The 23,773-nt window shown below is 45.8% G+C and carries 20 protein-coding genes; 15 read left to right on the forward strand and 5 right to left on the reverse strand.

Going from position 1 to position 23,773, the window contains the following annotated elements; translation table 11 throughout:
* The first annotated feature begins 49 nt into the window (after positions 1 to 49).
* Positions 50 to 919, forward strand: coding sequence for a mechanosensitive ion channel family protein (locus LEP1GSC047_RS02350; RefSeq protein WP_010412042.1), 870 nt, complete (start codon positions 50 to 52; stop codon positions 917 to 919).
* A gap of 56 nt (positions 920 to 975) precedes the next feature.
* On the opposite strand, the gene pyk is transcribed toward LEP1GSC047_RS02350, so the two are convergent.
* A complete protein-coding gene (pyk, locus tag LEP1GSC047_RS02355; protein ID WP_010412039.1) occupies positions 976 to 2,400 on the reverse strand; it encodes a pyruvate kinase in 1,425 nt (474 codons plus the stop codon).
* A gap of 101 nt (positions 2,401 to 2,501) precedes the next feature.
* Here pyk and LEP1GSC047_RS02360 point away from each other — a divergent pair, with 101 nt between their 5' ends.
* Genes LEP1GSC047_RS02360 through LEP1GSC047_RS02370 form a run of 3 tightly spaced genes read left to right on the forward strand, consistent with a single transcriptional unit; the run spans position 2,502 to position 5,331 of the window.
* Positions 2,502 to 3,410 (forward strand): histone deacetylase family protein, encoded by a 909-nt coding sequence (locus tag LEP1GSC047_RS02360; RefSeq protein ID WP_180993193.1) that lies wholly within the window; start codon positions 2,502 to 2,504, stop codon positions 3,408 to 3,410.
* 2 nt (positions 3,411 to 3,412) lie between these two features.
* Positions 3,413 to 4,231, forward strand: coding sequence for a hypothetical protein (locus LEP1GSC047_RS02365; RefSeq protein ID WP_010412033.1), 819 nt, complete (start codon positions 3,413 to 3,415; stop codon positions 4,229 to 4,231).
* Positions 4,228 to 5,331: a SpoIIE family protein phosphatase gene (locus tag LEP1GSC047_RS02370; protein ID WP_010412031.1), complete on the forward strand. Its 1,104-nt coding sequence runs from the start codon at positions 4,228 to 4,230 to the stop codon at positions 5,329 to 5,331. Before LEP1GSC047_RS02365 ends, LEP1GSC047_RS02370 begins: the two co-directional genes overlap by 4 nt.
* 19 nt (positions 5,332 to 5,350) lie before the next feature.
* Here LEP1GSC047_RS02370 and LEP1GSC047_RS02375 read toward each other — a convergent pair whose 3' ends face one another.
* From LEP1GSC047_RS02375 to LEP1GSC047_RS02385, 3 genes are all read right to left on the reverse strand, one after another.
* Positions 5,351 to 7,246: a hypothetical protein gene (locus LEP1GSC047_RS02375; RefSeq protein WP_010412026.1), complete on the reverse strand. Its 1,896-nt coding sequence runs from the start codon at positions 7,244 to 7,246 to the stop codon at positions 5,351 to 5,353.
* 3 nt (positions 7,247 to 7,249) lie between these two features.
* On the reverse strand, positions 7,250 to 7,726 hold the full coding sequence (locus LEP1GSC047_RS02380; RefSeq protein ID WP_010412023.1) for a putative lipoprotein: 477 nt from the start codon (positions 7,724 to 7,726) through the stop codon (positions 7,250 to 7,252).
* A 90-nt stretch (positions 7,727 to 7,816) separates the two neighbouring features.
* Complete coding sequence (locus LEP1GSC047_RS02385) at positions 7,817 to 9,745, reverse strand: glycoside hydrolase family 36 protein (RefSeq protein ID WP_039933940.1); 1,929 nt, start codon at positions 9,743 to 9,745, stop codon at positions 7,817 to 7,819.
* Between the two features lie 281 nt (positions 9,746 to 10,026).
* Here LEP1GSC047_RS02385 and LEP1GSC047_RS02390 point away from each other — a divergent pair, with 281 nt between their 5' ends.
* The 8 genes from LEP1GSC047_RS02390 to greA all read left to right on the forward strand — a co-directional run bounded on the left by LEP1GSC047_RS02390 (position 10,027) and on the right by greA (position 19,355).
* The gene (locus LEP1GSC047_RS02390; RefSeq protein ID WP_010412017.1) at positions 10,027 to 10,665 is read left to right on the forward strand and encodes a ribonuclease D; all 639 of its coding nucleotides are present in this window, start codon (positions 10,027 to 10,029) and stop codon (positions 10,663 to 10,665) included.
* On the forward strand, positions 10,662 to 12,029 hold the full coding sequence (radA, locus tag LEP1GSC047_RS02395; RefSeq protein WP_010412014.1) for a DNA repair protein RadA: 1,368 nt from the start codon (positions 10,662 to 10,664) through the stop codon (positions 12,027 to 12,029). Before LEP1GSC047_RS02390 ends, radA begins: the two co-directional genes overlap by 4 nt.
* Positions 12,026 to 13,102: an LIC10775 family protein gene (locus LEP1GSC047_RS02400; RefSeq protein ID WP_010412011.1), complete on the forward strand. Its 1,077-nt coding sequence runs from the start codon at positions 12,026 to 12,028 to the stop codon at positions 13,100 to 13,102. Before radA ends, LEP1GSC047_RS02400 begins: the two co-directional genes overlap by 4 nt.
* A 47-nt stretch (positions 13,103 to 13,149) precedes the next feature.
* A complete protein-coding gene (locus tag LEP1GSC047_RS02405) occupies positions 13,150 to 13,977 on the forward strand; it encodes a hypothetical protein (RefSeq protein WP_039933835.1) in 828 nt (275 codons plus the stop codon).
* A 194-nt stretch (positions 13,978 to 14,171) separates the two neighbouring features.
* Positions 14,172 to 14,411: a DNA-binding protein gene (locus LEP1GSC047_RS02415; protein WP_010412007.1), complete on the forward strand. Its 240-nt coding sequence runs from the start codon at positions 14,172 to 14,174 to the stop codon at positions 14,409 to 14,411.
* A 35-nt stretch (positions 14,412 to 14,446) separates the two neighbouring features.
* Complete coding sequence (gene flaA2, locus LEP1GSC047_RS02420) at positions 14,447 to 15,166, forward strand: flagellar filament outer layer protein FlaA2 (RefSeq protein ID WP_010412004.1); 720 nt, start codon at positions 14,447 to 14,449, stop codon at positions 15,164 to 15,166.
* A gap of 21 nt (positions 15,167 to 15,187) precedes the next feature.
* Positions 15,188 to 16,141 carry a flagellar filament outer layer protein FlaA1 gene (gene flaA1 / locus LEP1GSC047_RS02425; protein ID WP_010412001.1) on the forward strand — a complete coding sequence of 318 codons (954 nt, stop codon included), beginning with the start codon at positions 15,188 to 15,190 and terminating at the stop codon, positions 16,139 to 16,141.
* Between the two features lie 433 nt (positions 16,142 to 16,574).
* Positions 16,575 to 19,355, forward strand: a complete 2,781-nt coding sequence (greA, locus tag LEP1GSC047_RS02435) for a transcription elongation factor GreA (protein ID WP_010411995.1) — start codon at positions 16,575 to 16,577, stop codon at positions 19,353 to 19,355.
* Positions 19,356 to 19,422: 67 nt separating this feature from the next.
* Here greA and LEP1GSC047_RS02440 read toward each other — a convergent pair whose 3' ends face one another.
* On the reverse strand, positions 19,423 to 21,240 hold the full coding sequence (locus LEP1GSC047_RS02440; protein WP_039933837.1) for a M23 family metallopeptidase: 1,818 nt from the start codon (positions 21,238 to 21,240) through the stop codon (positions 19,423 to 19,425).
* Between the two features lie 90 nt (positions 21,241 to 21,330).
* Here LEP1GSC047_RS02440 and lptE point away from each other — a divergent pair, with 90 nt between their 5' ends.
* The 3 genes from lptE to tgt all read left to right on the forward strand — a co-directional run bounded on the left by lptE (position 21,331) and on the right by tgt (position 23,709).
* Positions 21,331 to 21,885 carry an LPS assembly lipoprotein LptE gene (gene lptE, locus LEP1GSC047_RS02445; RefSeq protein ID WP_039933942.1) on the forward strand — a complete coding sequence of 185 codons (555 nt, stop codon included), beginning with the start codon at positions 21,331 to 21,333 and terminating at the stop codon, positions 21,883 to 21,885.
* 214 nt (positions 21,886 to 22,099) lie between these two features.
* Positions 22,100 to 22,588 carry a Fur family transcriptional regulator gene (locus LEP1GSC047_RS02450; protein ID WP_010411990.1) on the forward strand — a complete coding sequence of 163 codons (489 nt, stop codon included), beginning with the start codon at positions 22,100 to 22,102 and terminating at the stop codon, positions 22,586 to 22,588.
* On the forward strand, positions 22,585 to 23,709 hold the full coding sequence (gene tgt, locus LEP1GSC047_RS02455; protein WP_010411988.1) for a tRNA guanosine(34) transglycosylase Tgt: 1,125 nt from the start codon (positions 22,585 to 22,587) through the stop codon (positions 23,707 to 23,709). The genes LEP1GSC047_RS02450 and tgt overlap by 4 nt, the downstream gene beginning before the upstream one ends.
* Positions 23,710 to 23,773 lie beyond the last annotated feature (64 nt).

Raw genomic sequence — 23,773 nt, forward strand, 5'->3', positions numbered from 1 at the left:
TAACCTTGATCGAAAGATCCTATATCGGTTAAATTGTCACTCTTGGATTATGGAAGAAATTTTAGAGTTAATTAATCCGTTCCATTTGTTGAAATTAAAGGACCGCTCCATTTCTCAGGAGTTCGTCTTGGTTGTTTATTTCATTCTTTCTCTTATCGTAATATATAAGAGTTTTGTCCTATTATTCGACCGGATAAAGCCGCCCACGGACGCCTCCGCACAATATAACCGGAGAAGATTGACACGGATATCTTTCGTAGTAGTAGGCGCGATTTCCCTCCTTCCCATCATTTTTTCCGGGTTATCCTATCTTCCTACGGTGATGGGACTCGCGGGAGCGGGTATCGTCATCTCCTTAAAAGATATTACTTTGAATTATGTGGGTTGGTTTCTGATTCACGGAAGTAACGGGTTCGAAGTCGGGGATCGAATCGAATTGGACGGAATAAAGGGAGATGTGGTCAATATAGGTCTCAATCGGTTTACTTTAATGGAACTCAGTCCGGATCCGAAGTCCGAGCAATCGACGAACCGACTTGTCCATATTCCGAACCATTCGGTGATTTTGCATAAGGTTTACGTAGTTAAAGAAAAAATGGGATTCGTTTGGGACGAGTTCAAGGTAAAAATCCCTCACGGCGCGAATTGGCAAAATGCGGAAACGATTTTAAACTCTATCATTAAAAACGAATCCATCATCGATCGACATCAGATCGATTATACGGCTCGAGAACTCTCTAAGAACTACCTGGTCCGTTTGGGGATCACTACTCCGATCGTTTATATCTGCGCCGAAGAAGGCGGGGTCTTATTTTCTCTCCGCTATCTGACTCATATTAAGGAAAAGCGAAACCAAAGGGCCAATATCTCCAGGGAAATACTTAAAGAATTCGGAAACGCGCAGATCCCTTTCGTATAAGAGATTTCCCTTTTTTAAAGTCGGATAAAAAATTTCTCCGGGAAATCGGATTCATTTTATCGTATTTTATAAATTTGTAAAAAATCAACCGACTTCGCCTGTCCTCCGGGAGCTCCCGAAAGGATCACGACGATATCTCCCTGCCCGAGCATTCCGTCTTCGGCCAATTTCGTTTCCATGTGACGGATCATATCCTGAAACGTGTCCATGAAAGGCATGACGTAAGGTTGCACACCCCTGTACAACTTCATTTTTCGAGCGGTGGCGAGATATGGAGTGAAGGAAAGAATAGGAACCTTCGGTCTCATCTCGGAAGTGATTAACGCCGAATAACCGCTCCTGGTAAAATTAACGATCGCTTTTGCGCGGATGTCATGGGCGATTTCTCTAGCTGCGGAGCCCAAGGCGGCTCTTTCGACTTCCAACTCGGATTTTTTTAGATTCCAGTGGATCTCGTAAATTCGATCGATATTCTCCGCTTCTCTTAATATTTTTGCCATCATCTCGGCGGATTCAACCGGATATTTTCCGCTCGCGGATTCGCCGGATAGCATAACGGCATCCGTACCGTCCATGACCGCGTTTGCAACGTCGCTCGCTTCCGCTCTGGTGGGTCTCGGATTCTCCACCATCGATTCCAACATTTGGGTCGCGGTTATGACCGGTTTTCCGGCGCGATTGGCTTTAAAGATTAATTCTTTCTGTAGAACGGGAACTCTTTCGGTTTCCACTTCTACTCCGAGATCGCCTCGGGCGATCATGATTCCGTCGGCAGCGTCGATAATTTCGTCGATATTTCGAATCGCTTCCGGTCGTTCTATTTTTGCGATAAGCCCGGTTAGGGTCCCTCTCATCATTTCACGAGCCATCTCTAGGTCGCTAGCGCGACGAACGAAGCTCAATGCGACGTAATCCACTCCGAGGCTAAGAGCGAATTTCAAATCGGATAGATCTTTTTCGGAGAGTGCAGGAGCCGAGATGGGAGTTCCCGGCAAATTGATTCCTTTGTTGCTTTTTAAGACGCCTCCGATTAAAACCTTTAAAACGGCTTCGGAGTCGGTTTTCGAATCCACTTCCAAAACCAATTTCCCGTCGTCGACCAGAAGTTTGTCGCCTACTCTTAGGTCTTCGATTAAAGTGGGAAAGGTTGTGCCGATAGCTTCCGCGTCTCCTAAGTAATCCGGATCTGCGAGTAAGCGAATCGTTTTACCTTTTTCCAATTCGACCTGGGGTGCGCGCAGTTTTCCGGTTCGAATTTTGGGTCCTTGCAGATCCGCCATGATTCCGAGTGGAACTCCCGATTCGGATTCGCATTTTCGAAGTTTTTCGAAGATTTTTTTGTGATCTTCATGTGTGCTATGGGAAAAGTTCATTCTCGCGATGTCCATTCCCGCCCGCAATAGAGAAGTGATGATAGACTCTTCGGAGGAGGAAGGACCGATGGTGCATACGATTTTTGTTTTCTTTTCCGGGCTAAACATGAACAGGAACCTCCGAGATGTTGGACGTATATAAGACCGCGATTTCCTTCTTTACGGGGCGAAACGGAAGGGTAAGCTTGGGAAAAAAAAGGCTATCGCCCTTGCGACAAAAGTTAGAACGGATCGCTCTCATTTACCATCCGGAATATAATATGGACTTGGGCGCCCATGTATTCCCTGCCCGTAAGTACGGAATGATATACAACCTAGTCAAGGAAGATCCGAAACTTTCCGGTTTAGTCGCTTTACAACCGGCCCCCGTGGGAGTCGAGGAACTCAGTTTGGTTCACACTCCGGAATTTCTTTCCGACTTTATGAATCTTCGTTATACCGATCGAACCATGTATTCGGAGTTGCCTTTGAACAAGGAAATCGTTCGCAGTTTTTGCTTGGGTGTGGGAGGAACGATTCTTGCGACGGAGACTACCGAAAATTACAAATATGTGTATCATATCGGCGGAGGATTTCATCACAGCATGCCCGATCGAGCCGAGGGATTTTGTTATCTGAACGACGCAGCAGTCGCAACTAAATTATATCTTCAGAAATATCCGGATAAGAAGGTTCTGTATATAGATCTGGACTTGCATCAAGGAAACGGGAATGCTAAGGTTTTTAAGGACGATCCTGCGGTTTGGACATTTTCGATGCATCAGGAACAACTGTATCCGAAGAAGGAGCGTTCAAGCCTTGATATTCCTTTGGAAAACGGAACGGGCGACAAAACCTATTTAAAGGCCTTGGTAGAGGGACTAGATAAGGTTCGCGCTAATTTTATGCCGGACTTAATTTATTATTTTGCAGGAGCGGACCCGTTCGAAGACGATTCGCTCGGTGATTTAAAATTAACTTTCGAAGGTCTTAAAAAGCGGGATAAGATCGTAAAGGAATTTGCCGATTCTCTAGATGTTCCGGTAGTCGTTCTTCCTGCGGGAGGCTACGCGAGAAATTTTCATGATACCGTCAGGATTCATTTTAATACCATTCGGGTATTCGCCTCTCTGATTTAATAATGAGTATTTTTTCAAATTCTGATAAATCCGGTGCCGGTGAAAATTATATAGATCCGGAAGCACTGGGCTTAATCGACATTAATCGGGAATTTAAAACCCATCTCGGAATAGAGGATACTCTCTTTAACCGTTTTTCAAAAGAGGAAGTCGCCGAACTTTTGGCGGAAAGCGGGATGTTCGAGATGCTAGCGTTTCGAGGATTCGATAAAACGAATCTGGAGATTCAGGGAATTTCCGAAGTAGACAACAGGATTTATATAAAAACGCCGAACAATGCCGTTTTGGTTCACATGCGTCTGAAGTTTTCCGACTTTCTTTTTAAGAAAGTCGGCGAGGCTTTTCCGATGGTCTATATCGATTGGCTATTGAGCCAAAACGTTCGTTTAGGAAAATTAAAGGAAAAGAAACGATTATTCGAAGGCCAAGAATATCCCGGCCTGAATGTGATGAACGAGATCACCATTTTTATTCGTCTACTCGCTAGTAAGATAGGCGCAGCGGGTGCGTTCAATATTCCGGAATATTTTCACGATGCGGTCCTCTTCCATAAAAACTTTCGGTACCTCAATCCGGAAAAAGAAGGGGAATTCAGAGCGTTACTCCGTTCGTTTCGAAAGGAAAATCTTCGTTCTCTTTCCGCCGCGATTCACTCGGGGCAAATAATGGATGATACCACCTCGGATGTTTATAAATGGACATACGGCGAAATGGTATCCTGCATAAATACGTATTTAGAAAAATCCTTGTTTGACGAAGAATATGATTCTACCGTTGCCAAGATTTCCAAGTCCAAGGCGTTTTCCAGGATCAAAAAATGACATCACTTTCCATAAAGCCTGAAATCTTAATCATCGACGACGATCGTGATGTAGGCGAGGCGCTTGAAATTTTGCTTCAAAAGCTAGGATATAACTCGACTTTTTTTGATTCGGTAGATCGAGGAAAGGAATATTTCGAGAAAGAAGCGAACCCGATCGTATTTCTCGATATTCACATGCCTCATACGAGCGGGTTGGACGTCCTACCATATTTCAAAAACCTGAATCCGGCAACGCAGGTGATCATGATGACCGGCGAGAGGGATATTAATAACGTAGTCACTTCTCTCACTCATAAGGCCTCGGATTTTCTTTTAAAACCGTTCTCCCTGCAAACGGTCAGGATTGCCGTTCAGAGAGCTTTAGATTATTATACTTTGCTAAAAGAGCAGCAGGCGAGGGAGGAGAGTATTTTGCGCGACCTTCGTCTCGCCTCTAAGATTCAGCGAAAAATTCTGTCCGTTCCCGACTTTTCTCCTTATAAGGTGTTGGTCGATAATACTCCGGCGTCCTTTGTAAGCGGCGATTTTTACGTTCTCTCTAAATCTAACGGAACCGTTTTGGCTTTGTTAGGCGATATCGAAGATCACGGGGTAACGTCCGGACTGATCGGGCTGTTGATGACGAGCATTGCAAGGGAAGCGTATAAGGAAAAGGATGATCCGTCGCATGTACTCCGCAGAATGAACGAGGAACTTTCGACGGAAATCGGAACTCATAGTTTGACCGCGGCTGTCGTAGTAATAAAGCCGGAGAAGAAGAGACTCCTTTATGCGAGAGGAGGACATCCTTTTCCCGTTTTATATAGGAAGGAAGGAATGCTTCTTTTAAAGGAAAAGTCCGGTCAGTTGTTGGGAATCATGGACCAGCTCGAATTTGAGGCGCACGAGGTTCCCTTTCAGAGTGGTGATATATTATTTTTGTACAGCGACGGGTTATTGAACAATCTTTCCAGTCCGCTTTTTTCGGAACTAGACGAATTACGCAAAAAGGATCGCCCGATCGAAGAGCTTGAGGAAGCCATTCGCGTCTATTCGAAGGCAGCATTGCCGACCCGTGAATTTCGCGACGACTCGAGCTACATGCTGATTCAACTATAGATCCGAATGCTTCGGATTTTTATGGACGATTGTCGGTCTTATCGGACTCCGAATCCGTAGGTGTCGCTTTCGGAGTTTCTTTCGGGGAGACTTTCGGAAAAGAGCCTTTTCTAATATTAAAGAAGGCCAGCTCGGGGAGGGAGAAAAACGCGGATTGAAATCCGCTTTTGAGACGCTTTCCTCCGTCAAAGGGGAGGGTAAAAACGCCGAAGATCCCGTTGCCCAGACCGTATCCGATGTTAGCAATTCCGTAAATCGGCCGGACAAAGAATACGTCATCGGTGAAGAAAAGAAAACTAGAATCTTCCGGGTTGGACTCGTAAATCGTGGAACTTACGGTGTTCGATTCGCGGAGTGACACTAGTAAGGAGGATTCGGTCCGGCTCATGAATTCCAGCCTACGTTTCCTATAGGAGAGAACGGATTCCTCGGATCGGAAATTCCAATCGTTCTTTACGCGATTGTACGCGACGAAAGGAATAAAAGATAAGGAGCGCCTCGGGTTCACTTTTTGTCCCAGCCACTTCGTATATTCCTCCCCGGATAGAATGGTTTCCAGGGAATCGAAAATTTCCGTAGTGCAATTTTTTCGGAGTATATGAAAGCGATATAAATATTTCAAGCTATTATAATATTCTTTTTCCCTTTCTTCGCTTGATCGCAGCGATTTTTTCAGTTCGGCCTCCTCCGGCAAAGGAAATGAGTAGGTTATTTTGGCCGGAAGCGTGGGTAAAAGTTTTTCGAAGGTATTGCGAACGGAGATTTTCCTGGTTAAGCCGGAGCGTAGTTCGAATGCCCGATTTTCCAAATCTTCCCATTTTCGATACTCTTCTTCGCTTAAATCCTGCAAGGAATTTAACGTTTCTCTAAAGTGGGTGGCGGCGGTATATAGCTCTTCGGAGGCTTTTTCGGCCAGTGCGATATTCTCTCGTATGTTTTCCTGGGAGACGGTATCGGCAAAAGGGGGAAAGGTAATTAAAAAATGAAGTTTTCCCGAATTCAAACTTTCTTCGATAGCGAGTATCCTTGCAAGAGATACCAAAGCCGGATAACCCCAATCTAGACTATCCTCGCGGAGAGACGCTAGTAGCGACACTATTAAACTTTCTTTAAGATCTTTCAATTGTTCCCTTTCTCGGTCGTTGATCGTTGCCGAAATCGGAGAAAAAGAAGCTTCCGTGTTCAAGCTTGACCCCGTTTCTACCGCATGCAGGAAAGATAATTTTTCTAATCTCACTAGAAACCAATCGGACGGTCCTCCGCCGTAAAAGGGATAGGTCTTCGGATCGACGGAAGGGTATCGCGGAAAGTCGGAGAATCTGCCTTCCTTCGCCGCTTGAAACAATTCCGATTTTATCTTCGAGCGAACCTTCCCCAGCCAAGAATTTCCTAATTCGGTTCTAAGACGTTCGGATAATTCCTTCGTTAATTCCGAGTCGGGAGTTTCCCGAAAATAACCCGACGCAGGAACGGACACTTTGCGATCCGCGGAGAGAATTTCCTTTAAGAATAAGGTATCCGATCGCATGGACTCCAAATTACTTAAGTGTTTAAATTGCTGAAGACTTAATCTGTCGAATCCGCTTCTTATTTTCTCCCATCCTTCGTTCGGTAGGGAAAATCGGACGATTTTACTGCTACGATTGGAATATACATTATAGGAATAGGAAAAACGTTCGTACGGTTCCCGAATGAGTCGGAAGATTTCGTCGGGATAATACTGAAAATGATAGATAGTATCGTCGATTCTTAGCGCGGAATGGCCGCCGCTCGATTGGCCGGTATTCGCATCTACATAAACGAAATCTAATAGATTCTCCGCCCTGACCGAAGGCGAAACGGATATATATGATAAAAGAAGAATGAAGAGGCGGCCTACAGGAATCGACCGCCTTTTGGAAACGGAAAATATCACCTTTTAGATGGAGGTATATCCTTTACGTAAAGCCTTTGCGACTTCCGGACGAGTGACGGAGAATTCTTCCGCAAAGCTATTGAATCGATCCGTTTCTACCCCCGCTTTTCTCATTCCGCGACCGATCGCTATATAGGTTACTTCGGAAGATCTCCAGTCGTTGATTCCGTTTTTGCGCGCCAGCGAAGCCAGGTCCGCCTCGAATTCCTCCGGTACCAATCCGTTATTTAGATGAATTGCGGTTAAGGTTTCCACATCTCTGCGAAACACTTTCTTTTCGCTTTTATCGTCGGAAGAAGACGAAGAGAATATAGAGGCCGAGATGGATGATACCGATTTGGAAAGACTTTGAACGGAATCGGATGCCTTAGAAACCGATTGCGATACGGACGCGAAAAAATCCAGGATAAAGCAGTTTTGTATCGTAAGCAGGGCCAAGACCATCGCGGCAATTCCTACGCTCTTACTTAATAATCTCATTCGTAATACCTCGTCTTTTCCTCGAGCTATTTCACGAGGAAGAAAGTTTGTGACACGCAGGACCAATCCTAAGTTTTTTTTACCCGACCGTCAACCGAGTTTTCCCGACGAAAGTACCACCGACTCCCAGGCTCCCAACCGAATCTTCAGAATCTTTTTTCGAGGTTCGATTTCCAGGGACTCGACGATTTGTCCCGTCCAATAATCGATCGTGTTTTTCTTCTCCCAAGGAAATGTAAGATTCAATTCTATTTCGCGACTTGTATCGCTCGGATTCCAGATGCCGAGAAACCCGGCCGGGTTATACAGAGCGCTCGGAAAGAATTCGGAACCGATTCCGATGGGGAGGGGAGTCTTATTTCTACATTTACTTTGCAGATATAGGGTCTTTTTTAGAAGGTCTTCCCTTTCCTGAGTCAATAAAGCGATCTCGTCCGAAACGAAAAGCATGCCGCCTGAAACGCCCATTACGCTCGCCATAATCTTAGTTTGGGCGGCAGTCATTTTATTTTTCTTATCCCGAACCAGTAGACAATCCGGGTCATTGAACCAAAGCGTCCTGTGCATGGAAGATCGAGTAATGTCGTTTATCAATGCTCGTTCCGTGCAAAGAGCGTTTCTATCATTCGCAAAAATTCGTTTCTTTTCGCGACCCCAAAAAGGAGCCACGTCGCAGGAAATTCTCATCGCGTCGAAAAGTCCGATGGAGGGAAGGATCGGCGCTCCGCACCCGAGCAAAAATACGTCTTTTCCGGCGGCCTTTCGGATCAGTTTAATCGCCTCGATATAACGTGTGTGAGGCGATTCGCTCCGATCGTAGGTCCAGCCGGGCAGAAGCGCGGAATATAAAAAATCCAATTTTAAATATTCATATCCGTATTCCTTTACGATCGTTCGGATCACGTGGGTTAAGAATTCCTTAGAAGCAGGATGCGAGACGTCCAAAGTATAAGTAAAATCGATACCCCAGAGAGGATTCCAAAGGGCCGGAACAGGGTTCCCATCCCGATCTTTTAGGACCGCTTCCGGGTACTTTTGGAAAAATTTGGATTTCTTTCTAACTAAAAACGGAGCCAGCCAAATTCCGGGAGTGAATTTCTCCGATTTGATCGCGTCCGCAATCAGTTTCATTCCTCCCGGAAACCGTTCGTTCGTTTCCAGCCAGTCCCCGATCTCGGTCTGATATCCGTCGTCGATCTGAAATACTTTTACTCCGAAATTCTTGGTTCTAAGCGCTTTCAGGTTTTTTAATATAATCTTTTCCGAAATTTTCGTGTAATAGTGGTACCAGGAGCACCAGCCGGTCGGAACGGGAATCTGAGGAAGCTTTACCTTGAAATTTCTACCCAATTCGGAGAAATAATTTTTAAGAAATACCGATTCGTCTCCTTTGAATTTTACGACCCGTACCGGCGTCAAAGCGAGTTTATTTCCTTTGAAATCTTCGTATCTGAAAATATCATAGATGGCGATCACCTCGGACTTTAGGCCTTTTCGATCGGAATTCCCCAGTAAGCGTTCCTTTGAGCGAATCCTAAATTTCACCCCTTCCTGTCCTTTGCCGATCACGCCCGCGAAATAGTTCTGCTCCGCTCCTTTGGAAAGGGCTAAAATGAATCCTTCCGAAATCCAATCCTCCGAGATTCCGGAATGGGATGAGTAGATGTTTTCTTGGGAGTATTGCAAGAACGCCAATTTAGGAGATTCGTAGGGCTCTTTCCAATCCTGGCTCGCGGAAAGACTCCAAGACTGGTATCCATGAACGAAAATTCTTCCGTCCTTCAATCCATGTTCCGGAAGTTCGATTTCGAGAGTTAATAGTTCGAGACCGGCCTGAGGACGTCGATCTGCCACCCAGTCTAGTTGAGGAAAATACGTATATTTCTCCGCCGTTTTTTGGAGTTTCAGAGATAAGCGGTACGTTCCACAATCACTGATCGCCTCTTTCGATCCTGAGGAAAATTCGAATCTAGAAATCGATTGCTTCTCGTAAATTCTCGTACGCAAAATGGCGTTCATCTTTGATCCCGGTATCTTATTTTTTATCGCAATATGTAATCCTTCCGTTCCGGATTTCGGTAGCATAGACTCGAAAATTCGGCAAAAGAAAGGACACTCGACGAAAACATGGACGATAGTTTCCTAAATCCGGCTGCAGAAAAGGAAAAAAACGGAGTTCTGCCAGGATCTTTTGCGAACCCGATCCAAGTATCTTCAAACGGAAATTTTCCCGGAAGAGGAGGTTTCTCATGTTGAGAACTTTACTGGCTTTAGGCGGGATACGCCGTAAGTTTGGTTTTATGGCATCTAATCGTTCCCCTATTAAACCGGACCTGTTTCCCGGAGATCTCTCCGAAGAGAGATTGAACGAATATCTGACCGACGACCGTCTCGCGGTGGATTGTGAAATGATGGGACTGAATCCTCGTCGAGACAGATTATGCGTGGTTCAAATATGCGATTCCCGTAATCGAGTCAGCCTCGTGCAGATTCTTCCGGAGCAAAAAGAGGCTCCTCGCCTAAAGCGTTTATTCGAAAATTCGGATATTATAAAGGTGTTTCATTTCGCGAGAATGGATACGTTATTTTTGCGCTATAGACTCGGTATAGAAACGAAAGGTATTTTTTGCACGAAGATCGCGTCCAAGCTAGCGAGAACATACACCGATAGGCACGGACTCAAGGATATCATTCGGGAATTTTTCGACGAAATCTTGGATAAAAAAAATCAATCTTCCGACTGGGGCGCCAAGATCCTGACCAAAGACCAGATCGAATACGCTTCCGGAGACGTGCTCTTTCTCATTTCCTTGGAACAGAAATTAACGCAAATCTTATTGAGAGAAGGTCGCCTGGATCTCGCGCAGGAATGCTTTGCCTGTCTTTCCGTCTTTAACCAATTGGATTGGTTGGAAATGGAGAATTTATTCGAACATTGAAAAAGAAAGCGATAAAACTTTTTCTTTGCCAGTCCTGCGGGCAAGATTACCCGCGATGGGCCGGAAAATGCGATTCTTGCGGAAAATGGAATACGATTATCGAAGAGTCGGGCGGGGATCGTTTTTCTTCTTCTCCGGCTTTTCGAAAGAACGCGGCATACAAACCTCCGATTCCGATAGCCTCCGTTCCTTCGGAGGATACGGAGAGGATTCTCACGGGATTATCCGAATTGGATTTGGTATTGGGCGGCGGACTCGTTCCGGGAAGTTTAGTCTTGATCGGAGGCGAGCCCGGTGTAGGAAAGTCCACTCTGATTTTGGAAATCAGCAGGAAACTCTCCGAACAAGGTCGCAAACTGTTGTATATCTCCGGAGAGGAATCCGCCTCTCAAGTGGGATTAAGAGCCGCAAGAATGTCTGTCCTTTCTCCAAATCTTTTACTTTCTTCCGAAACATACGTGGAAAACGTATCGGCCATGATCGAGGACACGGAACCTGATTTGGTTTTCGTGGATTCCATCCAAACCTTGACTCGCGAGGCGTTGCCGAATCAGGCCGGGACCGTCACCCAATTGCGCGAATGCACGCAGGTATTATTGGAGACTGCTAAGCGAACCGGAATCCCGATCCTAATGACGGGGCATATCACGAAGGACGGCGCGATCGCGGGACCCAAAATTTTGGAACATTTGGTGGATACCGTCCTTTATTTCGAGGGAGACCGTCTGAATTATTTCAGACTTTTACGAGCCGTAAAAAATCGTTTCGGGGCCGTCGGGGATTTGGCAGTGTTCGAAATGCTGGGGACCGGACTTCGGGAGGTGAAGGATCGACACCATGTCTTTATCAGCTCCTTGACCGAAGGAAAAAGCGGGTCCGTGATCAGCGCGGTCCTGGAGGGGAGTCGGGCGTTGAGTGTGGAAGTTCAGGCGCTCGTGAGCCGGACGAATTATTCTCAGGCGAGACGGATGGCGGAAGGCCCGGATACTCGACGCGTCATTCTTTTGGCCGCAGTGATCGAAAAATATCTAGGCCATAAACTTTCGGAATGCGATATCTTCGGAAACCTGGCCGGAGGATTGCAAGTGGACGAACCCGCACTCGATCTCGCTATCTGTGCGTCCATTTTATCCAGCTATACGGAAAGACCGGTAAAATCGAGGGCTGCGGTCCTGGGAGAAGTCGGGCTTTCGGGAGAGGTTCGATCGGTCGGACAAATTTCTCTTCGCTTAAAGGAATTAAAGGGAATCGGAATGGAGATCGTGTACCTTCCCGAAGGAAATCTGGCCGAGATCGAAACGATTCCGGACCTGGTACTAGTCGGTATCAAATCGCTGTCGGAGTTAGAGGGATTGTTCCGGTGAACCTTCGTCTTACCGTGGTGAGTTTCTTCTCGCTCGCGGTTTTTCTAGTTTCTCGGACCGCTACGGCTCAGGACGGAGAAATCGATCCTCTACTCCGACAACCTTGGTTTGCGGATCAGGAAAAAAAAGAGGAACTGCTTTATAACAAATTACAGAGCGCTTTCCGACTCAGCGCGCATTATGTTTGGAAAACCGATTCGAGAGGCAGAAATTATCGATTTTACAAAGACGGGCGGGTAGAGTTCGTTATGGATCGGGATTGGAAGGAGGTTTTTCCTAAAACGGAGGAATTGGATTTGCATTATAGCGAGGCGGAGTCCTTGCGCAGGTACGCGAGCCCTTATGCCGCAATTCGTTTATTAAAGGGGATGGGGGTCTGTTACAACCTTCAGTACGGGAAATTAACTACGGAGAGCGGTAGAAAGGCTTCTTCTCTCCTGGGTCAGTACCTGGATTTTTATTCGCATAAAGAAAAGGAACTATCCCGATTAACCGATCCCTTCGGCTGCCTGCATGCAGGTAGACTTCGATTGCGAAGTACGGATTATGCGTATTCTTTGGATTTGGATCCGAATTTGCAGTATTTGTTTCCGGATGAGGATCGGGAATTTTCCGGAGAAGATTCCGATCTACGATGGCAGGTGCATCGCTTTTATAAAAATCTTCCCACGGAGGCACTTCCAAAAAATTGGGAAGGCGAGTACAGAAAAGGCAGCGAAGGTCTTTTATTTTTTCGTCCTGACCGCATTTTGTTTACGATCGGAACTTCCTTGCATTTTCATCCGATGATATTCGATGCAAAAAATTATTATATGCTTTGGGATGCGCTCCGCGGAATTAACGCGAGAACCATGCACGAATGGAACTATCTTCGAAAGAAAGAAAACGATATTTACAGAACGACTTTTACCGCAACGACTCCCGACGGTAGACGAACCAAGATGGTTATTTTAGAAAAATTCTATCTTCGTGGAAAGCGGGGGCTACTTTTTACCCTATCTTTTCCGGAGCAATATGAGCCGGAAGCCAAGAAAATCTGGGATAGATTTTCTTCCACAGTTGTCGTAGAATAAAATATCCGATTTCTAGGATCCGGGTGATCCGAAGGAACGATATTCGAATGATAGTTGGACTCATCAAAACATGGGACAAAAATCCTAGGCCGAAGCCCGAGCCCCCTTGGCGCTTATTAGGATTGGGCTTATTGTTTGTGAACGGGATGGCTGCCATTTTTTTGCCGATCGGCATTTTCGGATCCATCGTATCCGCGATTGCCCTGCTCGTTTTGCTTTTTCTACCCTTATTTTTTGCGGCATTAAAGCTGACGAAGATCTATGGAAATGCGGTTTTTTTTGCCTTATTTTTAGGATTTCTATCCGGACCTTTATCGACCCTATATTTGAGTCATTCATTCGGATATTTTTTAGGACTGCATTACCATGGCTCGACCGGGCCGGATACTCTGTCTGAATTTCCGGGAGTCAGAATTTATCGATTTTCCAATGCCCGATTTCTATATAAATACCGGACAAAAAAGACTTCCGTACTAGCATCCAAGGCCCCCGGCGCCATTCAAAAACCCCTGTATTTTCATGTAGTTCCCTGGGTATCCTCGGCTTGGAAAGAAGGGGACTCGATCCAAACCTGGGCCGCCTGTCCGGACTTAGCCGATTCGGTTTGCGATTGGGATGTACAAAATACGGGGGTAGGGGAGTCATTGTACGCTTCGGCCCTGTTTCCTTATTACTTGGAAGCGGTTGAAGAGTCTGCTAAGATCCATGGCCTTCGGGTTTCTCCAAAACCTAGAATTCTTTTACCACTCTCGGATCCGGAAGCCGCCTTGGTTCGAACCGGTCTGTACGGTATGTCCGGATTGATCGTACTGAATTATCTTTGGGTGGTCGGCGTGATTATCTGGAAAAGAAGAAACAGGGATTCGAATTCTTGAGTGGAGTCGGCCAATCTAAATTCGGAATTTGCATGGAAAATCGATCGGTTTTATGTAACATTCGACCAAATACGAGGGGGAAGAGAGGAATCTTGCGGATTTTTTAAAGAAAGGCTTAAAAAACTTTTTAGTTGGCTAATTTTGGAACTTAGGCTACCGATATTTATACACAGAGACGGGAAGGAGAATTTTATTTGGACGCCGAAATTCTGACCGAAAAGGTAGCCACTCAGAGCAAAAAGTTTCTGGTGGACCTAAAGCGGAATGAGAACGGATACTATCTAAAAGTTTCCGAGTGGTCCAATAGTAAAAAATCCTCGATTTTCATTCCAGCCGAAGGAATCGGCAGAATGATCGAAGTTCTTCGGAAGTTCCAAAGCCTCATTGAGGACGGAACGCTGGAAGAAATGGATTTCCCTCCGGCTCAGAATTAGTTAGGATTGCACTAAATCTTTTAGGAGAATTTCTCATGGGGAAAAAGATGTACCTTCTCGCCACAGTTCTCTTTTTCTTGGCCCTGACCGGAACTTCCGGACAGCAGACCGGGGGAAACCAGAACCAAGGCCAAAACCAACAGGCGGGAGCTCCGGATCCCCTCGAGAAGATCATTCTCGAAAACTTCGAGGAAGCCGAGGACTGGAGGGCTAGAGCCACTACTCCCCTGGGTGAAACGAAGACCCTAAAAATGGTCCAACGAGGTCTTATCAGAGACGTATTCGACGAGAATACCGTTCCGGATAACGGCGGCGATCAAATAGACAAGAATCATATTTTAGGAATCAAGACCTATTTCAACGACCGCGGATTCGATAGAGTGGAAGTATTTCCACCTCATGAATACGTGATTAAGGGAAAAGCACGCCAGGTTTCCCTCTGGAGCTTGGGACGTAAGTTCAGACATACTCTCTTCGTGAAACTGAGAGATTATAAGGGTAAAACCCATAATATCCGTTTGGGCCGCTTGGATTATTTCGGTTGGAGAAAACTGACCGCTACGGTTCCGGGATTTGTTCCTCAAAGCACCCGCTTTGCGCTTCTGGATAAGAACCTACGGTTTGTGTCCTTATTCGTCACCAGCGATGTTCACGAAGTAGGGGGATCCTTCTACTTTTACGTTGATGATTTGGAAGTTCGTGCCGATAAATCGGATACGAAGTACCCCGGTTCCGAGATCAAAGACAACTGGTAATCTTCCTGTAGGGATTTACTCATGAGAAACTTCAGTAAAACTTTTAAAGCGACCGCAACGATCACGTTCGGAATTTGTGCAGTCCTTCTACTGGGTAGCGTGAGCGCCCAGTTCATCAAGAAAAAGAAGGGGGGAATCGAAACCCCGACCGGGATGGACGTGAGCAGTATGGAACTACGTTCCATCACCGTCGAATCCTGGGACAATCCTGCCAACGGAGTTCCCTACGGTTGGGAAGTCACTACCGACAAGGATACGCAGGTTCCCCAAGGTCAAGCAGCGCAACAATACCAACCGACAGCTTCGAATGCGCAATCGTTACGCGAAGTGAAACTTTTACCCGGAAAACCCGGTGATATCAAGAACGTGGATGCCACCACATCTAAAGTTTTAGGCGTTAAATTCGCGTTTACGTATCCAGGCGATAATACGGTTACGATTCGTCCTCCAAAAACTCCGGAGTACGAGATCGTCCGAAAAATGGCGTATCTGGATGCGAATAATAAACGAAAAGAATTCAAAATCTACGGCGTAGAATTTCCCGGAGTCGCAAAGGCCGTCTCCATTTGGGTTTGCGGTCGTGGAAACGAATACGATCTGGAAGGCTGGTTGGAAGACTGGAAAGGAGATTCTCATATTTTCCAATTCGGTTCCCTGGACTTCATCGGCTGGCGTCCTCTGACTTTCGAGATTCCGGCTGCGGTTCCTCAGGACGTAAATTCGTATCCGCAAGTTAAGACGTTAGTGTTCAAGCAATTCAAGATCCGTTCTCGTCCGGATACCAGCGGTGAAACGGTTTATCTCTTCTTCGACGAACTCAGGGTTCTCTCGGACGTGTTCGAAGTGCATTTCGACGGAGCTTCGATCGATTTTGACGGAGAGGATTGTCGCTCCAAACGCAAACTGGACAAAATGTTGAAAGTGAAAGCCGACAAGGAATGTGAAGGCGGAACTGCGCAGAATAATAAGCAGTAAGATTCAATTCCAACGCAGGCGGGGTTTTTCCCCCAACATACGCGGAATGTCTCGTAAGAGCTTCCGCGTTTTCTTTTTCCTTACCATTTTCCCAAAAAATTTTGTTAAAAAAGGTTGAGTAAATAAGGCATCCTTGGTAATCGAGTTTCCGAAACAAGAGCCGCCGCCGATCTGGAGCCGAATCAGGTGCAAAAGATCGTTCTATTTTTTGGGTCAAAACAGAAAAAAAGACCAAGAAAGGTAGGCAAACCATCTTTCTAAAAAGCTTGGAGTATTCCAGGCTTGGCCTAGCGTGCGCCCATTTCCCGCTAGGGAAATTCTAGTTTACGGATAAGTGTTCTCCGTTATAATTGATCTAGAAAGGGCCAAAAGAGATAAACCCAGCCCATCCATATTATTTTTCGAGCCGACCCCATTCGGTGGAGTATTTCCTATGTCTAACGAAACTGCGACAACCGCGGAAACCAAGCCTGCCAGCGATTTGGACAAGCTTACCTCGCTCTTTAACGAGGAGATTTACGTCCGCTCGGACGCCAACTCCATCCCTGCGTCCAAATTTAAAATCTACGACGATCTCATAGAGTCTTTCGGAGCTTCCGGAGTTACCGACGCTGCAAAGGCGAAGCTAGAAGAGCATCTCGCAGAACATCCTGAAAGCATTTCCGCAAGGTATTTACTGGGAATTTTAGGACTCCAAAAGGGGAGCATTGATGCCGCCTCTTATTTTAAGAATCTTTTAGATGCATTTAAGCAAGCCGGTAAATGGACGATCATCGAGCATATAACGGATAATATTCTAAAATATGGTGAGGATCGTTACGCACTCCGATTCAAAGCGGAAGCGTTGGAAAAACTCAAGAAAAATAAGGAATTAAAGCCGGTTTTAGAGAAGCTCGCCAAACAGGATCGGAAGAATCCGGAAATCGCAAAAAAATACGGATTAGCCATTCTCGAAGAAAATCGGGAACGAGCCATTACCTATTTAAAGCAAGCCATCGAGACCTTTGCAAAGACCAAGGATTACGTTCAATTCGAGGAAATTTGGCCGATTTTCGTATCCAATAACTACGACGATATCCAATTCGTGGAAAAAATCGAAAGAATCCTGCTCGGTCATAGGGAAAAAACCCGTCTGGCAGGATATTTATATCCGTTGGTCGATCCTCATAAAGCGGTAGAAGATTGGGATCGAGTGATCTATCTTTTGAAGAAGATTTTGGATCACGAGCCCGTTTCCAATAAGGCACGTAACGAGTTGATTCGTGTTTATAAACTGAAATATGCCAACCACAGCCTTTTAGAAGACTTCCTCAAGATGTCCGAATTGGGAAATAACAGAAAGCCGGTTAAGGTTTGTATTTCCAATTTCGAAAGAAACATCGTTTTTGATACGGATAATTACGTACTACATAGAAACTGGGGAGTCGGTAAAATCGTTTCGATTTCTCCGAATGGCGATTCGATTTTTGTCGATTTCAAGGACAAAAAGAACCATAAGCTTTCCATTCAAATGGCGATCACCAGCCTTAAACCTCTAAAGGTGGATCATATTTGGGTGAAATTCTACGAGAACAAGGAATCGGTAGTCGAGTTATTCGAAAAAGATATTCCCAGCTTCTTTAAGGAATTATTAACTTCTTTCGACGGTCATATGTTGGTCGCAGAGATCAAAAACGAAGTGGTCGGCAAATTCCTACCCGTGGCGGAATGGTCCAAATGGTGGAACAAGGCCAAGAATATCATCAAGAAGGAACCGAAATTAGGCTTCAATCCTAAGAAAAAGGACGAACTCTGGTATCGTGAAAAGCCGATTACCTTTGCGGAAGAACTCACCGAAAAATTCAGCGCTACTTCCGACCTATCAAAAAAATTGGATATTGCAATCGAGGCTCTTCGAAATAAAGAAGAAGCGGAAGGAGCGATCGATACTTTCGCGCATCATTATTACGAGGAAGAGGAATCCAACGAACCGTTCCGTAGGATCGTCGCGTTTTTATATTTAGAGGAAGTCGCTTCCACGATGGAAGGTGAGGATGGAACTCCTTACGATTTCCAGCGTCATCAGAAGGAAGACCAAGTCGCTCAACTGATTAAAACTCTTACTAGAGAAGAGCTTTTGGAGATTTCTTCCCGAATCACCAACCTAGATATCAAGAAATCTTTCGTGGATCTCGTGAAGAAATTCCATAAGGATTGGGTGAACGTTCTTGTCGGATTGCTTTTCGAGGTCCCGGTTAAGAACAATAAATACGTCGTTTCCGTGCTGGAAGACGATAAAAAATTCGCCGAACTGAACTTATTCATCGAAACGGCAGCGAGCCGCGCGAAAGAAAATCCGGAAGTGTTCCTTTGGGTGGCAAAATCCATTCTGTGGCGGACTTGGGATGAGGAATGGATGAATGTCTCCCGTCAGGATTTGATCTTGAGAGTTCTCCGTCTTCTAAAGCCTCTGAATAAAATCGAGGAAAAAGGAACCAAGCTCAAGAACACCTGTCATGAAATTCTTTTCGGAAACGAATCGGCAGTGATTACCGAAGCGATTCAAAACGGGGACTCGGAATACATCCGTAAAGTATATGCGTTGTATCGGGAGGTTCCGTATATCGAGGAAACCGATAAAGATAAATTGATGAGTTTGATTCAATCTCTGAAACCCGATTTGGTTTGGGAAGAAGAGGAAGAAGACGATGAGGAAGACGACGTTCTTTCCCATATTCCGGAAAATGCGGTGCTTGTCACTCGCTGGGCGTTGAATCAGAAAAAAGCCGATTTTGAACATCTCGTAAACGTGGAAATGTTGGAAAACTCCAGAGATATCGGGGAAGCTCAGGAACGAGGTGACTTGCGCGAGAACGCGGAATACAAGGCCGCTATGGAGCGTCAGGTTCAGCTACAGGCACAAATCAAAAAGTTGGAATCGGAATTGAAAACCGCAGTCGTATTGGATCTTTCCAATGTGAAAACGGATAGAATCAATATCGGAACTACGGTTAAACTTAAGAACGAGTCGACCGGTGAAAACCAAACTTATTCCATCTTAGGAGCTTGGGACGCGGATACCGAAAAGAATATCATTTCTTATCAATCTCCTTTGGCTAAATCCTTATTAGGTAAACGAGTAGGTGATACTGCGGCGCTGAATCTAGGCGGTGCGGAAACGAAATTTAAGGTTTTGGATATCAACCGCTTCTCTCTACAGAATCAAGAAAGCTGAATAGACCCGCTAAGGTCTGAACTTGGAAAAAGGGGCCGTTCATGGTCCCTTTTTTTAGATACTTCGTTTATTCAATTTCAAATCGGATTAGGTCCGTAAACCAATCCGAAACATTGCCCGATCGATCCTTGATTCTGATCTGAACGAGCAGTTTTTTTTTCCAACCGGATAGGGATTTGGGAATTTTCAGGATCAGCATTTTTCGATCGGTATCGAATTCGCTCGGGTACGGTTCTCCCTCTACTAGTACTTCGGCTCCTCCCGCATACCCGGAACCTACGTCGCTTAATACATAGACTCGCTCCTCCCAATCCGGTTCTCTGGCGCTCGCAATTCTTCTATGTCTGGTGATTAGGTAGGGTTGAGTGATTGTGGGCTTGGCGTTGTCTTCCAGTACCGCTAAAATGCCTAGCTTCGAGAGATAGCTCACGGCACCTCTCTGCTTGAGAGCCGACCAGCGCTTAGTGCCCTTGTCATATAGATAGACGCTCTCTTTTCTTCCCAATCGAATCCCTTTCCAATCGAGTTCGGCCTCTCCCACCCAGGAAAGATCGGAGGACTCCAGTTCGTAAGCGCTTCCTTTCAAGATCAGTCCCTCCGGGAGAGGCGCGATTTCCATAGGTGCTTCTAACTTTTCAAAGAAAAGTTTTCCCGCACCGTACGTGGTCTTGACGGGAGTTTTTATTTTGAGATTTCCATCTTTCGATGTGAATTCGGTTTTTGTCCCGGTCGTTTTTTGTTTTGTGGGCGGACTTACCACGATGGGGATCGATACTTGGGATCGATTCCCGGCATGGTCCGCCGCCTTTAACGTGATGAATAAATCGGTTCCGATCGGAAAGGAGTTTAAGGAAATACTAGGGTCCTTGGCTGGAAATAAATTATAGACATAAACGGCAGGATTTAAGGAAGACCGATTGGAATCGAAGATATCCTGGTGGGAACGCGCTTCTTCGTAACTCATTCCCTTAAACGATCGTTCATATAAAGGAATCTGCCCGTTATAAAGCCCGACAAAGAATAAATTATTCTTATTTCGAGAGGTCATCAGGTCGTATGCGCCTAGTCGAAACCGAACGCTTCCGTTCAGGGATAATTTCGTTTCCGGAGAGATTTCGAATATGCCGTTCCCTTTTTTTTGCAAAGGGAATCTAAGCTGCGTTCCGTTGTCCGAATCCACGTACAGCCAAAGCAATTCCGGGGGAGTCGTATCCTTTCCTCTCATGGGGAGAAACGGAAGCGGATTGAGAGTACCTCCCGGAAGATGCAGTTCGAAATGTAAATGACTGACACCCGTTCCGGATTCTCCCAATCTCGCGAATGCGTCTCCCTGGTTCGTTAGGAAACTAGGATTCGAAAACTTTACCTGGAATTCTCCTCCGCTTAAAAGAGCCAGGGCCTCCCTCAAAAGTTCCAGGTCCTTACGAACTCCGCTAAAATCCAATAAATGAGCGAATTTGGCCTTTAACGGAGAAGTGGAAGATTTCAGTACTAGATTGAGCCCGTATCCTTTCGCGGACTGACCGATCGAATCTACGTATCCTGAAAACGGAGCCGAAGCGGAAAGGCCGTTTGCATGAAAGGTTTTAAAATCGCAACCCATGTGAAGATGGTGAACCCTGTATTCCGCGTACGAACCGGAAATCGGAGTTTCGAGTTCCATCGGAAACCGTAAATTGCCTAGATCGGCGAGCGTTTCCGGCGAGAGTTCCTGCCAAATCGGTGGAGTCAGGGCCGGCGCTTTCTTCGGGGCCGGAGTTAACGAGGAAATTTTAGGCGCGGTTTCCACACCGAAAGAAGCGCGCAAGGGTGAGAGCAGCGTTCCCAAAACGAAAAGAAAGAAAACGAGATCCGCGCTTGGAAATAAACGAAAGGTTCTCCCCATGTGCGAATTCAGCGATCGTTCGGCCGAAATGTAAAGCAGGAATCATGGAATTTCCTTGCAGCGGAAAGGGAAACCGTCAGCCTGAAAGATATGCGTCTTCTTTTGCTGGTCCCGATCTTCGGGATCGTTTTGAATGGTTGTGCTTACTTTGCCCGAGAGCCGGGAAACCCTCCGAAAATAAACGGCATTCCGATTCCGGATTCCCAGAGGACGGTTTATGTTCAGAATTTCAGAAACAATTCGTACGGGATCGGATTGCATACGCAACTTTCCGACTTAGTAAAACAGGAAATCAATAATCGCGGACGGTTCATCCAAACGCGGGAAAAATCCCTCGCCGCATACCGAATTTACGGAGAAATTTCCCACTACCAACAAGTTGGCGCCTTGCTGGACCAAGGCGGTCAATTACTCAGCCGCGAAATGTTAATTATTTGCAAGGTAGAACTTCAAAAGGCTGGTGGAGAACGAATCCCTTTGGAGAGGTCCGAAATTCCTGCGAGGGTTATTTATTCCGACCAAGTCGGCTATATCGAAACGGAGGCGCAGGCCCAAACTAGAGCTTTGCGCATTCTCTCCGTCCGAATTTCCGAAGAATTAGAAAGGGCTTGGTACTATTCGATTTCGGGAAAGATTGATGAGTGATTGCTCGGGAATCTTCCGGAAAACCGTTTTCCGAAACTTGCGGAGAGGAAGGTATTTTTCTTTCTTTGTTCAACAATTCGGACGGAAGGCCTGCGCCCTTGATTTTTAGATTGCCCGATATTCGATATCTGATCTAATACGGGTAAGAATCGGGAGTGACTCGCATTTCCGAGCCCAAGAAATGAACTGTTAGATAAACATGATCCGATAAAAGATGAATAAGGATAAGGAAGCCGAAATTCTTAAGACAGTAGACGAATCCGTCCGCATGGAGATGAAAACCTTTTCGGATTATCTCCAAAAGAAAGGATTAAAAATCACCAACCAGCGGATGTTGGTAGCAGAGAGAATTTTCTCTCTACACAACCATTTTACCGCAGAAAGCCTTCTGGAAGAATTCAAGGACCAGAGAGATAAGATTTCGAAGGCGACCATCTATCGGATTTTGTCGATTATGGTGGAAGCGAAGCTTCTCCAAGAGCATAATTTCGGTCAGGATTATAAGTACTACGAACATATCATCGGTCACACTCATCACGATCATATTATTTGCGTAGATTGTGGTCGAATCGTCGAATTTGTGGACGAACGAATCGAACAGCTCCAGGAGCAGGCCGCTCTCGGGAACGGTTTCAAAATCACCGGACACAGCTTGAATATCTACGGAAGCTGCCTAGATCCTAATTGCCCTCGGAAGAAATGATCTTTCGAGAAGAAACTCGAGACCCACATTCCTTCGCTCGCACCGGGACTCTTGCCTTAAACGGAGTAGAGATTCCGACTCCCGTATTCATGCCAGTGGGAACGAGAGGAGCGATTAAATCCCTGGATTCGGACGATATCGACGAATTAGGATTCGAGCTGATCCTCGGAAATACGTACCACTTGTATTTACGGCCGGGGACGGAGGTTCTCCAAAGCTTCGGAGGACTCAAGAATTTCATATCGTATAAGAAAGCCTTACTGACCGATAGTGGGGGCTTTCAAGTTTTTAGTTTAAATTCCCTTTTTAAATTCCAGGCGGACGGAGTCGGCTTTCGTTCCCATATAGACGGTAGTTCCCATTTCTTCACTCCCGAGAAGGTCGTGGATATTCAGCGGATGATAGGTTCCGACATTATGATGGTGTTAGACGATTGCCCTCCCGGAGATGCAAGTGCTGCTCGGATCAAAGAATCCTTGGACCGAACCCATCGTTGGGCGGAAATGGCAGTTCGTTATTGGGAAAAGGATAAAAACGGACAGCATTTGTTCGGAATCGTCCAAGGCGGTACCAACGTGGAGCTCCGCTTGGAAAGTCTGTCCTACGTAAACGGGCTTCCCTTCTCGGGAATCGCACTCGGTGGTCTTTCCGTGGGGGAACCTCGACCCGATTTCATTCGAACTTTGGAAGCAGTCGCTCCCCATTCGGATCGAAATCGACCTCTTTATCTCATGGGAGTCGGTACTGTACCGGATATTTTGGATGGAGTCAGGAACGGAGTCGATATGTTCGATTGTGTTCTCCCCACACGCAATGCGAGAAATGGACAAGTATTCACTTCGAAGGGAAAAATTAACTTGAGAAATGAGAAGTGGAAGTTTTCCGACGAGCCTCTTGATTCGGAATGCGAATGTCGAGTCTGTAAGAGATACAGTGTCGGATATCTTCGACACCTTCACCATGTAAAAGAACTGACCGCTTTCTCCCTGAGTACGTTCCATAATCTGAGTTTTATGAAGAAGTTTATGTTCGAGCTTCGGCGATCCATTAAAGAAGGAAAATTTGATCAGTTTTCCGCTAAATGGAAAAATTTGTATGAAAGACCGGAAATTTCTCGTTGACTATATAGAGTTTGGCCCCCCTATAGTAGGTTGGTTCAAAAAGAGATAATAAGGAGTTGCTGAT

The sequence above is a fragment of the Leptospira inadai serovar Lyme str. 10 genome, from assembly GCF_000243675.2.
Taxonomy (GTDB): Bacteria; Spirochaetota; Leptospiria; order Leptospirales; family Leptospiraceae; genus Leptospira_B; species Leptospira_B inadai.